Raw genomic sequence first — 13,807 nt, forward strand, 5'->3', positions numbered from 1 at the left:
CCGCCGGTTCATGCCGTTATCGGGTGTAGGATGGCTTTTTTAGGAAGGCCGCCCCGCAGGGAGGAAACCGACGGGCGCGCCGCTTTTGCAAGGAGGGACCGTCGCCATGAAACTGCGTTCTCACATCTTTCCTGCCGGGCTGATAGCCCTGTTGCTCGCACCGACCGCGGCATTGACCCAAGAAGGCGATCCGGCGGCGGGCAAGCAGGTATTCAACAGATGCCGGGCCTGCCATGAAGCCGAGACCGACCGAAACAAGGTCGGCCCCAGCTTGCTTGGCGTGGTGGGCCGCACGGCCGGCTCGCTGGAATCGTTCGAATCCCGCTATTCGGAAAGTATGCGCCAAGCAGGTGAGGAAGGACTCGTCTGGAACGAAGAGAACCTGACGGAGTATCTGCGTGACCCGAAAGCGGTCATCCCAAAAGGAACGATGGCCTTCCCAGGCCTGAAGAGCGATGAGGACATCGCCAATGTTATCGCCTATCTGAAGGCTGATCCGAAGCCCTGAAGCTGCCGCCGGCAAGGCTACCTAAAGGCGCGTACCGAACCAGTGGCCTCGACGAGGATGTCGAGGCCAGCGAACGTCTTCGGCAAGCGGCCGGCTTCTTTGCTCTCGGTAATGAAGACGTTCAGAGCCAGGTCGTCGCTGCTAGGGCTGAGGCAGATTCCGAGCCGGTCAGCCCCTCCGCGCGGCCTTCTGTATCGCTTCCGCTTCCTTCATCGAATATTTTCGCTGCCGATCCCCAGACAAGCTCACGCCGAACCCGAGCCGGCAAAGAGAAGACCGATGGATGGCCCTCCTCGTCAGAACGATGGAACCGCTATCGCCCGGCCGAACGGGCTGACGGCATCATCGCCGTATCGACCGCGACCCGGCCGTCGAGCCGTGGTTCAGCCTGACCGATTGGAGGTCGCAGGTGGGGCAAGACTTCCGTTTTCGACACAGAAATCCGAGAAGGCCCGGCTCGGCTTCCGGCGGCAACGGCAATTGCACCTTGCAACTGGGAAGGTGCACAGGGCTTGGTTTGGAGCCTTCCAGCGTGCATTATTGGTCGCTGGCCGACCTGCACAATCCCGACGGGTGGGATCAACGGTAAAGGTCAGATCAAGAAAGGAGTCATCGATACCGAACACGGAGGTGACGCAATGAGCTTCGATAGAATTTCGACCTGGGCGCCGCAATGGCTAAGTGTCATGCGAATCATGTCGGCGCTCCTTTTCCTCGAACATGGAACGCAGAAGCTGTTTGATTTTCCGGCAGCCGCCGAGTCGGGAACGCTACCGACGCTGATGATCGTTCAAGGCTGGCTCGAGGTGATCGGCGGAGTGCTACTCGCGCTCGGGTTCTTTACAAGGCCGGTCGCATTCATCCTGTCGGGTGATATGGCAGTCGCCTACTTCATGGCGCATGCGCCCCAAAACTTCTTCCCGGTTAACAATGGAGGCGATGCAGCAATCCTCTTCAGCTTCATCTTCCTGTATTTCTTTTTCGCAGGAGGTGGGCCGTGGAGCGTCGATGCAGCACGTAACGGGACTGGTCGCACGACCCGCTGAATCCCAAAGGAAATTGGCAGGCAACCCCGCCCCGCATTGAACCTTCTATTAAACACGGGCCGAAGGGTTGTCGCGTATCGGGGCAGCCCCGCGTTCGGGTTGGGCTATGATCTCAGGAGAGATGGCGCCTGAACCAATCCACCGTCCGTTGCCAGGCGAGTTCAGCCGTCTCTTCGTCATATCGCGGTGTCGAGTCGTTGTGAAAGCCGTGGTTCACGCCCGGATAGATATAGGCCTCGTAGGTCTTGCCGTGTTCCTTCAAGGCTGCCTCGTACTCCGGCCAGCCTTCGTTTATGCGGGTGTCGAGCTCGGCATAATGGATCAGCAGGGGCGCCTGGATATGCGGAACGTCCTCGGGGCGCGGCTGCCGTCCATAAAAGGGAACCGCCGCGCCCAGTTCCGGATAGGCGACCGCCGCCGCATTTGCGACCCCGCCACCATAGCAGAAACCGGTGATGCCCACATTTGCGGTCGTCGCATCATGCTCCATGAGGAATTCGATGGCCGCGAAGAAATCGTTCATCAGCTTCTCGGGATCGATCTGCCGCTGCAATTCACGCCCCTTGTCGTCATTGCCGGGATAGCCGCCGACAGAGGTCAGCCCGTCGGGGGCCAGCGCCACGAAGCCCGTCTTCGCAACACGGCGTGCCACGTCTTCGATATAAGGGTTGAGCCCGCGGTTCTCATGGACCACGACGACACCCGGCACAGCGCCTGTAGCGTCCGAGGGACGTACGAAATAACCGCGTACCTCGCCATGGCCTTCAGGAGAGGGATAGGTGATATACTCGGCAACGATGTCCGGATCGGTGAACTCCACCTGCTGCGCCAACGCGTAATCTGGGCTCATCGCCGCCAGTATCGTTGTCGCCGTCATGCCGCCGACGGTGAACTTTGCAGCGCGATCGAGAAACTCGCGCTTGGTGATCTTTCCATGAGCATAGTAATCGTAGAGTTCTAGCAATCCAGGGTGAAAGTCCTTTGCCGACAAACGTCTCATGGATATCTCCTAGCGCTCGAGAGGAAATTGTACGTTAAAAGCGGGCTATTTGGACGTCAAATTACTTATCGGTAAGTTTTTCTCTCAGGCGGCATCGTTCAACTGAAAATTATACTAGGCTCTTCCTTACTTCGAACAGATGCATGGGCTGACGGCAACCCACGAACGGCCCTCGGCACCCGTCTATGGCGCGGGGAAGACAATGCCGTCCATCAGCTTGCGGGCGGTACGCAATATGGCAGTGGATCGAACAGTACCCACTTCGTCCAGTGATGCGATGACCGTCATTTCGCCGGTCGGGTGCTCGATGGAAAGGTTGCGTTCTCTGCCTTCGCCCCGCTTGGCCATCTCGTAGGCGACGGAGCCCTCGGTCAGGCAGGCCGTGGCGACGCTGACCGCGCCGAGCACCCCGATAGCCTTGTGACAGCGATGCGGGATGAAGGTTCGCGTGGAAATGGCACCGCCCGTTTGCGCCTCGCAAATCATCGTCATTTTCGGCACGGATTGCTCGGAGACGTCGCCGAGATTCATCTTCCTGCCGCAGACAAGCCGGATCGCCTCCAGCCTTTCGCGCAAGGCAGAATTGGCTTCCAGTTCAGCCGGCGTCTCGCGTCCGGAAATACCCATGTCCCGCGCCGCCATGAGGACGCAGGGCATGCCGTTGTCGATCATGGTGACCTGAACGCCTTCCACCATGTCGGCGGCATGTCCGGTTGGCAGCAGCGCGCCGCAACTGGAGCCCGCTGTATCCTTGAATTCGATGGGAATGGGAGCTGCCAGCCCGGGCACACCGTCGATATGCGCCCCACCTTCGTAACACGCGCGCCCGCCGGGCGACGCAACCCGCGCCACCGCCACCTGACCGCTGTTTTCATTGTATATCGTGACCGGCGTTTCGCCGTCACACGCCGCCACCAACCCGCGCTCGATGGCGAATGGGCCGACGCCGGCCAGAATGTTTCCGCAGGTCTGTGAGGCCGACACCAGCGCCTGATCCACAAAGACCTGCAGGAACAGATAGTCGATATCGACCCCCGGGCGCTCCGACCTGGCGACGACGGCGACCTTGGAGGTCAGCGGGTCCGCTCCGCCCATGCCGTCGATCTGGCGAGGATCTGGTGATCCCATGATCGAAAGCAGCAGAGCATCGCGCTCGGCAGCGTCGGAAGGAAGGTCGTCGGCAAGGAAATAGCCGCCCTTCGAAGTACCCCCGCGCATCCACATGGCGCGAATGCCGTCAGACATATTTCAGGCCCTTCTCGGCAAGGCGCTCGCGCATTCCGTATATGTCGAGGCCGAGTTCGCCTTTCTCGAAACGCGCGCGTTTTTCCGCCTCCTTGGCCTCGCGGGCGAGCGCTTTTTCCAGCACCGATGCGGCTTCCTCGCGCCGCACGACGCAAACGCCATCGTCATCGGCGACGATGACATCGCCCGGATTGACAAGCTCGCCGGCACATACAACCGGAACGTTGACGGACCCGAGCGTCTCCTTCACCGTGCCTTGCGCGAAGATTGCCTTCGACCAGACGGGAAACCGCATCTCCGTCAGGTCGCGCACATCGCGAACACCAGCGTCAATCACAAGACCCCGGCAGCCACGTGCCTTTGCGGAAGTGGCGAGCAGGTCGCCGAAATAGCCGGCATCGGACGGAGAAGTGGGGGCGAGCACCAGCATATCGCCTTCCCTGATCTGTTCGATGGCGACATGGAGCATCCAGTTGTCGCATGGGGGCGCGGAAATAGTGACCGCGGATGCGGCGATCCGGGCGCCGGAATAGATCGGGCGCATATGGGCTGCCAGCAAACCTTTCCGACCCTGTGCCTCATGCACGGTAGCGACTCCGCATTCGCCAAGGCCGTCAATAACGGCCTGCTCGGCACGCTCGATATGCTGGACGACGACGCCCGCTCCCATCGTGGAACCGGCCATCAGAGCTCATCCACCGTTCGAGGAAACACCGACTGGAAACCCTCAGCGTATCTTGCCGGCCGGCCGCCTGCCTGTCCGCCGGAATTGCGGCGGAAATGGTTGCCGCGGTTCTCCGCTACATTCGTGTAGTACGCCCACAAGTGCTCCTGGCCTTCCATGCACTCGATTGCGGCGCGCTTCTTGTCCCACACCTCGGTGATGTCCAGGAACACGTCGGGCTTCCAGCCCATCTGCTCGGTCTGGTGCGGCTCAAACAGATAGAGCTGCGGCGCGCCGAGCACCTTGTCTCCCGGCTTGTGCCCCCAGGCCTGCGCGACCATGCGGCACTCGAGCACGAATTTCGTCGTGTTCATATGGTCCGTATTGTACGGGTCCCACATGGAATGGCTCATCATGAAGGCCGGCTGCACCGACCGAATGAGATCCACCGTGCGCTCGCGTGCCTCCGCCCCGAGATCCAGCGGGTAGTCGCCCAAGTCGAAGAATTGGATATCGTGGACGTCAAGCGCCTTGGCGGCTGCCTCGGCCTCCTTTTGCCGCGCAGCCTTGACTTTCTCCAGCGTAGTGCCTTCCTGCTTCCACAGCTTGGCGCTTTCCCCGCGCTCTCCAAACGAAAGGCAAGCCACGGTTACATCGTAGCCCAACTTTTGGTGCAACGCGATCGCACCACCGCAACGCCAGACGAAGTCAGCCGCGTGGGCGCTGATCACCAATGCCGTCCTATTCGCAGTCAAGTCGGCTCTCCTCCAACAAATACTGCTTTCTTTTCTCCCCTCTCGCTCGCAATTGCCATTTCAATGGGACGCCGATCCCATAAGTTTTTGCTACACTAGTTTTGGCTCGATGAAGGGACCCTCCTGTGATCCGTTTGAACCTCCGTCACCTGCGCGCCTTTGCCCAAGTTGCCGCTACCGGCAGTATTTCGGCCGCCTCCGGGAAGGTCTTCCTTTCCCAGCCGGCGATAACCCAGGCGCTGGCCAAGCTTGAAGAAGCCATCGGCACGCCGCTGTTTCTGCGCAAGAGCACCGGCATGTTCCTGACTGAGGCGGGTGAATTGCTGCGTGCCCGGGTGGATCGGGCGCTGTTTATCCTGGCCCGTGCCGCACGGCGCGTAGTGCGTAGCGGGCGTTCGAAATCCGCCGGCTTTGCGAACTTCGATCATCTTCTGACGACGGTTCAACTACGGTGTTTTCTGGCGCTTTGCGAAACCGGGAATTATTCTTGGTCGGCCAGGAACCTCGGAGTATCCCGCCCTTCGGTCCACAGGGCCATCAATGACTTGGAGCGCATATCCGGAATTCAGCTCTTTACCAGATCCGCTCAAGGCTTCGAGCCTACTCACGCCGGCGATGCCCTGCGCCAAAGCGCGTTGCTGGCGTTCGCCGAACTCAAGCAGGGGCTGGAGGAGGTCAGTATGCTGCTGGGTCGCGATACCGCGCGGATCGTCCTCGGCTCCCTTCCCCTGGCGCGCAGCTTCATTCTCCCCAAGGCGATCAACGATCTTTCCGCGATACGGCCGGATGTCCGGATCGAAGCGCGCGATGGTGCCTATAAAGATATGTTGCACGCCCTGCGCTACGGCGAAATGGACATTCTCATCGGCGCCCTAAGAGATCCCCTCCCAGTGGACGATGTCGTGCAGGAGGAACTGTTTGTCGACAGGCTGGCCATAGCCGCGCGCGCCGGCCATCCACTTGCGGGCAAGAGGCGACTGGGTGCGGATACGCTCGCTCAATTCCCTTGGGTGACTCCCTCGCCCAATATCCCGACCCGTCAACATTTCGATGCGTTGTTCGAAAATGCAGCGCGGCCTGCGCCGGACAGGATTGTCGAAACGAGTTCCCTGATACTGATCCGTGGTCTGCTGCTTGGCAGTGATCGCCTGACCATCATTTCCCGGCACCAGATCGCAGGGGAGCTGGAAGAGGGCGTTCTGACGACATTGGACTTCACGCTCGATGGTTCAGACCGCCCCATCGGCATCACTACGAGGCGCGACTGGTCGCCGACTGCTACACAATCTCTCTTCTTGGATCTCCTCAGGGAAATATGCTCCGGTAACATGACCTGGATGCAAATGAAAAAGGCCTCGCACACCGCGGTACGAGGCCTGACCTAATGCTTCATCACCCGGACCGGCTCAGCCGATCAGGTGTTCCTGGAAGAAGGTCCGTGTGCGGGCGTGGGCTTTTGCCGCGACTTCAGGGATGTAAGAGGGGCGGGCGTCATTGGCGAAGGCATGGCCCGCCTTATAGGTATGGACCTCCAGCTCGGGGAAATAGGCTTGGGCCTCGGCCAGCACCTCAGCCGGGACGTGATCGTCCTCGGTGCCCCAATGGCCCTGCATCGGCGCCTTGAGCGGACGATCAAGATATTGCGGCAGGCGCGTGCCGTAGAAGGCGACCGCGGCGCCGATATCCAGCGTTTGCGCAGCGCGGATCGCCAGACCGCCGCCCCAGCAGAACCCGATCACCCCAACCTTGCCACCGTTCCTGGCAAGCACCGCCACGGCGGCGGCGACATCCTGCATCGTCTCGTCGAGTTTGGCAGCCAGCATCAGATCGCGGCCTTTGGGGCCTTTGTCGAAGGGCACGACGACACCGCGTTCCTGCCGGTCGAACAACGCCGGAATCGCCACTTCGTAGCCGAGCGCGGCGTAAGTTCTGGCCACGCCCTTGAGCTGGTCGGTCACGCCGAAGATTTCCTGGAGGATGACGATTCCCCCTTTGCGTTCGCCCTGGGCGGGCTCGATCCAGCAATCGAAACGATGGCCATCGGCGGCCTCGATCTGTGTCATCATCATTTGGTCCTTCTCAGAAAAGCATGCGCCCCCCTCGTCCGAGGGAGCGCATCAAGTGTGATTATTCGCTGATCGGAATGCCGGCTTCCTCAAAATAGCGCCGTGCGCCCGCGTGATAGGGGACGGCAGAGGCCGGGGCCATGATCTGGGCGTCGAAGTTCCTAAAGGCGCCAAACGAAGCCTGGAGCGCTTCCTTATTCTCGGCGATGGCCTTGGTCAGCGTATAGACGAGATCTTCGTCGACCTGATTGTTGGTTATCAGCACCCAGGGAATGCTCATCAGGTTGGCAGCATGGTCCTGTAGCCCGTTGACCTTATCGTTCTGCTCGCGATGCACGAGGTTGCCCGAGGGAAGGAAGTCCTTGAATGCTGCCGTGCCTTCATCGGACGCGTCGAGCGAGATGTAGCACAGGCCGCCACGATCCTGCAGCTTGACCGAGGCCTGCTGGCCCGCGCCCGCATTGAGCGAGACCAGCGCGACGTCGACAAGTCCGTCACCTAGCGCGTTTATGCCGGCCACGAAATTGGCCACCGGAACCTGCTGGAAGTCGTCGTAGCTCAACCCGCCGCTGGCCAGCCCGCCGGCGATGTAGAAGGGGATGATCGTCGAGGAGGTGTATTCCGAGGCGATGCGTAGATCGGCGGCCCGTGCCTTCACATCGGCGATGGTCGCCAGACCCAGATCGCAAGGCGCCATCATGCCGGTGACAAGGTTGAACATCGTGCCGACGAGCTCGATGCCGGGACTGGCCCGGTCGTAGTTTCCTGTGCCTGTGACCGCATATTCCGTTTCGACGAGGTTTGAGAAGCCGAAGTCGACCTCGCCATTGCTGATCAGCGGCAGGTAGCCGACGAGGGGCTGGGTCCGGCCGGTTATCCCGGCATCGTTGGCGATCTTGGCGACGGCCTGCCCAGTATTATAGGCCAGCGAGCCTTGTGCCCCAGAGGCGATCGTCACCACCTGTGCGTTGGCCGCACCGGCAAGGCCCAGGCTGCCAAGGCTAAGCGCGCCTGCGGCGAGTATGGCATTGAACTTGATCATGAGTAGTTTCCTCCCTTGGTGTTCACATGGTGGATCTTGCCCCGCAGGGCGAGCGTCAGGCCAAGGAGCAGACACAGCCCTGCCGCTATTTCGTGAAAGGTGACAACGGCTGGCAGGAAGCCGAGCGGAAGAGCGCAGAGGCCTAGCAGAACGGCAAGCCCGCGCGACGGTCGTTTCAGCGGTCCGCCCCAATGGCCAACGATCCCGGCCGTGACAGCAACGATGCCGATGATGGCGAGCGCCATCATCACGACTATTGATGTCGCGTCCCCGTCCATCAGAAGTTCGGGTGTGGCCACGAAGAGGAAGGGGATGATGAAAGCGGCCCAGCCGATGCGCATCGAGGCGACCCCCGTCAACAGCGGATCGTCTTTGGTGATCGTCGCGGCGGCGAAGGCTGCCAGCGCGACGGGCGGTGTGATCATCGACAGCATCCCGAAGTAGAGGATGAACAGATGCGCCGCCATGGGCGTGATCCCGGCCTGGACGAGCGACGGCGCGACCAGCGCGGCCAAAAGCACGTAAACTCCCGAGGTCGGCATGCCCATGCCCAGGATGATGCAGATCGCCGCCGAGACCAGCAGAAGCAGCCCCACGTTCGAACCCACGGCATCCACGAGCACCAACGTCAACGCGAAGCCGAGACCGGTTATGTTAAGGACTCCTATCACGAAGCCGGCGGCCGCAACGACCAGGATCAGGTTGATCATCGCAATGCCGGTGTCGACGAAGACCTGGCCAAGCGTTCGCAGGGTCAGCCGCTCACCGCGATAGCCGCGCAGGAAACCTACGCCGACGATCGCGATCGAGGCGAACAGCGCGGATTCCTCCGGGTCGAGCCGCCAGACGAACAACGCCAGCAGCAGCACGGCGAAGGGCAGGATGAAATGCCAGCCTTCGCGCAGCACCTGCCGGGTGGTCAGCCCGTCGGCGTCGGCGGACGAGATCTTATCGCGCGCGGCGATCAGGTCGACCTGCGCAAAGACCGCGAGATAGTAGAGTGCGGCCGGCAGGAGCGCCGCCCCGGCGACCGCCAGGTAGGGGATGTCGAGAAACTCCGCCATCAGGAAGGCGGCGGCCCCCATGATCGGCGGCGTTAGCTGGCCGCCGGTGGAGGCCACGGCCTCGATCGCGCCGGCGTCACGTTTGGAATAGCCTCCGCGGTTCATCAGCGGAATGGTGACGACACCTGTGGTCACAACGTTGGAAACCGCCGAACCCGAGATCGATCCGAACAGCGCCGAGCCGACAACCGAGATCTTTGCGCTTCCGCCCCGCGTCCGGCCGGTGGCCGCCATCGCCAGATCGGTGAAGAAATTGCCGCCCCCCGCTGCAAAGAGCAATTGTCCGAAGAAAACGAAGAGCATCACGATGATCGTGCCGACCGCCAGCGGGGTGGAGAACACCGCATTGGGGTCGAAGCCGGCATATTGGACCAGCCGCTCAGGACTCAGTTCCTTGCCGACCAGCCGTCCCGGCACCTTGTCGGCGATGAGCGCATAGAGAAGAAAGATGCTGACGATGGAAAACAGCATGAACCCCGCGTGGCGGCGCACACCTTCCAGAACGGCAAGGGTTACGACTGTGCCGATCACGGTGATCTGCCAGGGGCGATAGGCTTGCTCCTGCAGCAGCCAGGCGAAGTCCCAAGCCGCATACATCAACGTGCCGAAGGCAATCGCCGCAATAGCACCGTCGATCCAGCCGACCCGCGATTTCTCCTGTCCTTTGAATCCGAAGCGCAGATAAGCGACGGCCAGCGCAATGCCGAGTTGGAAGGCCATGTATTGCTGCGGCAGGATCGCCAGGCCCAGCCGTGTCGGGGCCTGGATATTCCACAGGATACAGGCGACGATCATCATGCTCGCCAAACCTGCGACAAGGGCTTGGGTAAATGAAAAAGCCTGTCTGGTCAGGGTCAAGACTGTGCCTCCTCGGGCCAATAGAGGCGCATGGGATTGGCGACGAGCAGGGCATGCTGTAGCGCTTCCGTGGGGGCGATGCGCGGAATCAGATCCGTCAGAAAACCGTCATCCGGCATATGCGATACCATATTCGGATGCGGCCAGTCGGTGCCCCAGAGCACGCGGTCGGGGAATTGTGTCACCAACCGGAGCGCAAAGGGCACGACATCGTCATAGGGCGGGCCCGCAACGGAAAGACGCTCCGGGCAGGAGACCTTGACCCAGATCCGGGAATTACGCTCCATGAGATCGACAAAGCGCGCGAATTCGGGACCGTCGACGCCCTTTGTGACATCGGGCCGCCCCATGTGATCGACCACGATCCTGCCCGGCAGCCGGTCCAGAAGTGGCGCGACTGATGTAAGGTCCTGCGCCTCGAAATAGACGACGATATGCCAACCGAGGGGCTGAACCCTTTGCGCAATGTGCTCGAACACCTCGTGCGGCGTATCGTCAACCAGCCGTTTCACGAAATTGAACCGCACGCCGCGAACGCCAGCTTCGTCCAAGTTCTGGAGTTCCGCGTCGGTATTATCCTCGCCTACAACGGCGATGCCGCGTGCCAGCCCGCCCGAAGCTTCGAGTGCATCGACGAGAGCCGCATTGTCGCGGCCGTGGCAGGTGGCCTGAACAATCACGTTGCGCGCGAAGCCGAGACGGTCGCGCAGCCAGAACAGCCGCTCCTTCGGGGCGTCGATCGGCGTATATTTGCGTTCGGGAGCGAAGGGGAAGCGGGAGGCCGGGCCGAAGACATGGCAATGGGCGTCGACCGCGCCTTCCGGCGGCCGGAAATCAGGTCGTTTCGGCTCTGCGCAAAATGGCAGATAGGTTGAGATCGTCTTCACAGGGACGGTCATGCCGACGCCCCGTTCAGGTGGTGCTTCATCGCAATCCTCTTCGGTCCCGCCCATGAACGGCAGTGCGCTCCCACGTCCTCCTCGGGGGTTTTGGGACCGTAGATTTCGAATATACATTTGGCAAATTTTTGCTACATCTTAATATCATCATCCAGAATGATAATGATGTGGCACCCAATGCTGAAGACCTTCGATATGAACCTGCTGCTGGTGTTCAACACGCTGATGGAAGAGCGCAGCGTGACGCGGACAGGGGAACGGTTGGGCCGAACCCAGTCGGCGATCTCCAATTCTCTCAAACGCTTGCGGGAGGCGCTTGGCGACCCGCTCTTCGTGCGCGAGGCATCGGGCCTTATGCCGACCCCACGGGCGGAGGCGCTGGCCCCCGAGGTCGAACAGATCGTCAGACAGACCGAACGCTGTCTGCGGCAGGACACGGAAATCGATCTGGCCACCAATGATGCGCATTTCGTGATTGGTGCACCTGACCGGCTCAGCCTGCCTGTCTTTTTGCCGTTCATGCGCTATGTGCACGCGATAGCTCCGCATATGCGGCTTGATCTGCGGACCTCCGACCGGGATATATCGATCCGGTTGCTGGCCAGCGGTGAGATCGACCTGGCCCTCGGCTGGTTCGATGATCTGCCGCCGAGCATGCTGCGTTCGATCGCCTTTTCCGAAGCCTTGGTCTGCCTGTGCCGCAAGGGGCATCCGATCCTGCGGTCCAAAGGCGCGGTCGATTTCCAGTCGCTTCTGGCCTATCCACATCTCGTGGTTCGCTCGGGCGGGGGGCGCCACGCCGCCTTTGATGCGATCCTGTCGCGGATCGGCCATGCACGGCGCGTCCAGACCGCCTTGACCAATTTCACCCTGGTGCCGCATCTTTTACGCGACAGCGATCAGGTCGGTGTCTTCACCAAGCGCACTGCGGACTATTTTGCCGCAAACTACGATCTGGCCGTGATGCCAATCCCGCTGGAAATCGCCCCGATCTCGCACGAGATCGTCTGGCACCGCCGCTTCACCAACGATCCCGCCCACCGCTGGCTGCGCGAACAGATCCAGAAAGCCTGCACGGCGGAAAGCTAACCCAGTTTGCCCTGACCAGTGCTAACGGACCGAAAGGCAGTTCGCCTCGACACGCACCCCAAGCGCCAGACCCGAGGCGCGAAGCGCTCGGCGCCGGATAGATTCTGTTACATGATTTCATTGAACGCCGACCAATCTTCGATATTCGCCAGCATCCCCGTGCCTCCAATTCCTAATGCGGCACACAATGCGTCAAGACCTTCAACGAGAAGGCGTCGATGCCGAAGGAGCTTTCCAGATCGGAGCCGAAGAGTTGGAGCCAGCGCTCCTGAGCCTCGTATGCAAGGGCCTCGCGCTCTTGAGGGCATGAATACACGGTGCCCGGCTTGTTTTGCAGATGATGGACCAACTCGTGGACCAGGACCGAAATATCCGCGATATTCCGGCTGTTCCAGTCGTGACGCAGGTAGATCGTCTGCGTGGGCTCGCTGTAGATCGCGACGATGTCATCCATACCCACGCCGGGCTGGCCATAGCGGATCGCCGCCATCTGGCGTGGCGCAGCATATCGAACTTCGGGAAGCTCTGCTGCCTCGGGAAGTCCCAGCGTGACGGAAAGCCATAATGCGATGACGTTCATCAGTTCCTGCATGGCGATTGCTTTCGTCTCACCTGCAATGGCTGCGGGCTCGCGCCGGCCACCTTTTCCACCGTCCCGGGAACCTGCTTCCAGACCCGATGGTCGATGAGTTCCGGGCCTGTGACGCTTCCTCCCTGAAGATTGGCGTTTTACCAAGAGGTGAGGAGCGTAGGCCGACAGGGCGGGCAAGTGAATCAGCCAGAGGTCCCGATACGGAAGTACCGGTCACGTGATGGACGGCGTGTTGAGCGCCATGACGGCAGTGATGCTTTGGGTGCCATCCTGGGGTATCCTGACAAGTGGCACGGTCTCGGACGGGGAGAACAGGAGATGAAAGTTCTGATCGTCGACGACCATGTGCTGATCCGGGAAGCGCTCCGTGGCGCCCTGAAGGAAATCGTGGACGATGCTGCAATCATCGAGGCGCCTGACTCGGCTCGGGCAAGCCGGAGCGTGGAGGAAAACCCTGACATTGGACTAATCCTGCTCGACCTCTATCTTCCGGACGGGAGCGGCCTCGACTTCCTGGCCGAGTTGCGTGAGCACCATCCCGCGATTGCCGTGGCGGTTCTGTCGGGCAGCGATGACAGGAAGGACATCGCCAGGGCGCTTGAGCTGGGTGCGGCCGGGTTCATTCCCAAATCGATCCAACGCGAGGTCATGCTCGGTGCCCTGAAGCTGATCTTCTCCGGCGGTGTCTATATCCCTCCCGAATTCCTCGGGCGGTCAAGGACGGCGCCAACCATGCCGCCGCGAGAAAGGCCGCCCTCGGCTACCGAGCTCGGGCTCACCCGCCGGCAGATGGAAGTGCTCACCCTGATGATGGAAGGCAAGAGCAACAAGGCGATCTGTCGTGTGCTCGACATGGCCGAGCCAACGGTCAAAAATCATGTCACTGCAATCCTGAAAGCGCTCAATGTTACTAACCGCACCGAGGCGGTCATCGCTGCGGGAGCTCTTGGACTCGGGCGGCAACGGGGCGCGGGTTAGT

Annotated in this window: 14 protein-coding genes; 5 read left to right on the forward strand and 9 right to left on the reverse strand. The window is 61.1% G+C overall.

What is annotated here, in order from left to right; genetic code table 11:
* The first annotated feature begins 106 nt into the window (after positions 1 to 106).
* Both N1058_RS09430 and N1058_RS09435 read left to right on the forward strand, forming a co-directional pair.
* A complete protein-coding gene (locus tag N1058_RS09430; RefSeq protein ID WP_265517267.1) occupies positions 107 to 508 on the forward strand; it encodes a c-type cytochrome in 402 nt (133 codons plus the stop codon).
* A 638-nt stretch (positions 509 to 1,146) separates the two neighbouring features.
* Entirely contained in the window at positions 1,147 to 1,554 is a 408-nt protein-coding gene (locus N1058_RS09435; RefSeq protein WP_265517268.1) for a DoxX family protein, read from the forward strand.
* Positions 1,555 to 1,666: 112 nt separating this feature from the next.
* Here the strand turns inward: N1058_RS09435 and yghX are convergent, their stop codons facing one another.
* From yghX to N1058_RS09455, 4 genes are all read right to left on the reverse strand, one after another.
* Positions 1,667 to 2,554, reverse strand: coding sequence for a YghX family hydrolase (gene yghX, locus N1058_RS09440; protein WP_265517269.1), 888 nt, complete (start codon positions 2,552 to 2,554; stop codon positions 1,667 to 1,669).
* Positions 2,555 to 2,737: 183 nt separating this feature from the next.
* Positions 2,738 to 3,799, reverse strand: a complete 1,062-nt coding sequence (locus N1058_RS09445) for a 4-oxalomesaconate tautomerase (RefSeq protein WP_265517270.1) — start codon at positions 3,797 to 3,799, stop codon at positions 2,738 to 2,740.
* On the reverse strand, positions 3,792 to 4,484 hold the full coding sequence (locus tag N1058_RS09450) for a 4-carboxy-4-hydroxy-2-oxoadipate aldolase/oxaloacetate decarboxylase (RefSeq protein ID WP_265517271.1): 693 nt from the start codon (positions 4,482 to 4,484) through the stop codon (positions 3,792 to 3,794). Before N1058_RS09450 ends, N1058_RS09445 begins: the two co-directional genes overlap by 8 nt.
* Complete coding sequence (locus tag N1058_RS09455; RefSeq protein ID WP_265517272.1) at positions 4,484 to 5,218, reverse strand: PIG-L deacetylase family protein; 735 nt, start codon at positions 5,216 to 5,218, stop codon at positions 4,484 to 4,486. Before N1058_RS09455 ends, N1058_RS09450 begins: the two co-directional genes overlap by 1 nt.
* Before the next feature lie 125 nt (positions 5,219 to 5,343).
* Here N1058_RS09455 and N1058_RS09460 point away from each other — a divergent pair, with 125 nt between their 5' ends.
* Positions 5,344 to 6,603, forward strand: coding sequence for a LysR family transcriptional regulator (locus N1058_RS09460; protein WP_265517273.1), 1,260 nt, complete (start codon positions 5,344 to 5,346; stop codon positions 6,601 to 6,603).
* A 21-nt stretch (positions 6,604 to 6,624) separates the two neighbouring features.
* On the opposite strand, the gene N1058_RS09465 is transcribed toward N1058_RS09460, so the two are convergent.
* Genes N1058_RS09465 through N1058_RS09480 form a run of 4 tightly spaced genes read right to left on the reverse strand, consistent with a single transcriptional unit; the run spans position 6,625 to position 11,147 of the window.
* Complete coding sequence (locus tag N1058_RS09465; protein WP_265517274.1) at positions 6,625 to 7,287, reverse strand: dienelactone hydrolase family protein; 663 nt, start codon at positions 7,285 to 7,287, stop codon at positions 6,625 to 6,627.
* Positions 7,288 to 7,345: 58 nt separating this feature from the next.
* The gene (locus N1058_RS09470; RefSeq protein WP_265517275.1) at positions 7,346 to 8,326 is read right to left on the reverse strand and encodes a TAXI family TRAP transporter solute-binding subunit; all 981 of its coding nucleotides are present in this window, start codon (positions 8,324 to 8,326) and stop codon (positions 7,346 to 7,348) included.
* Positions 8,323 to 10,248 (reverse strand): TRAP transporter permease, encoded by a 1,926-nt coding sequence (locus N1058_RS09475; RefSeq protein WP_265517276.1) that lies wholly within the window; start codon positions 10,246 to 10,248, stop codon positions 8,323 to 8,325. The genes N1058_RS09470 and N1058_RS09475 overlap by 4 nt, the downstream gene beginning before the upstream one ends.
* The gene (locus N1058_RS09480) at positions 10,245 to 11,147 is read right to left on the reverse strand and encodes an amidohydrolase family protein (protein ID WP_265517506.1); all 903 of its coding nucleotides are present in this window, start codon (positions 11,145 to 11,147) and stop codon (positions 10,245 to 10,247) included. The genes N1058_RS09475 and N1058_RS09480 overlap by 4 nt, the downstream gene beginning before the upstream one ends.
* 177 nt (positions 11,148 to 11,324) lie before the next feature.
* Between N1058_RS09480 and N1058_RS09485 the strand changes: the two genes are divergently transcribed.
* The gene (locus tag N1058_RS09485) at positions 11,325 to 12,236 is read left to right on the forward strand and encodes a LysR family transcriptional regulator (RefSeq protein ID WP_265517277.1); all 912 of its coding nucleotides are present in this window, start codon (positions 11,325 to 11,327) and stop codon (positions 12,234 to 12,236) included.
* Between the two features lie 172 nt (positions 12,237 to 12,408).
* Here N1058_RS09485 and N1058_RS09490 read toward each other — a convergent pair whose 3' ends face one another.
* Positions 12,409 to 12,828, reverse strand: coding sequence for a DUF6647 family protein (locus N1058_RS09490; protein WP_338040654.1), 420 nt, complete (start codon positions 12,826 to 12,828; stop codon positions 12,409 to 12,411).
* A gap of 318 nt (positions 12,829 to 13,146) precedes the next feature.
* Between N1058_RS09490 and N1058_RS09495 the strand changes: the two genes are divergently transcribed.
* Positions 13,147 to 13,806, forward strand: a complete 660-nt coding sequence (locus N1058_RS09495; RefSeq protein WP_265517279.1) for a response regulator — start codon at positions 13,147 to 13,149, stop codon at positions 13,804 to 13,806.
* Position 13,807 lies beyond the last annotated feature (1 nt).

Origin of the sequence: Nitratireductor luteus, assembly GCF_026162365.1 — a bacterium.
GTDB classification, from domain to species: Bacteria; Pseudomonadota; Alphaproteobacteria; order Rhizobiales; family Rhizobiaceae; genus Chelativorans; species Chelativorans luteus.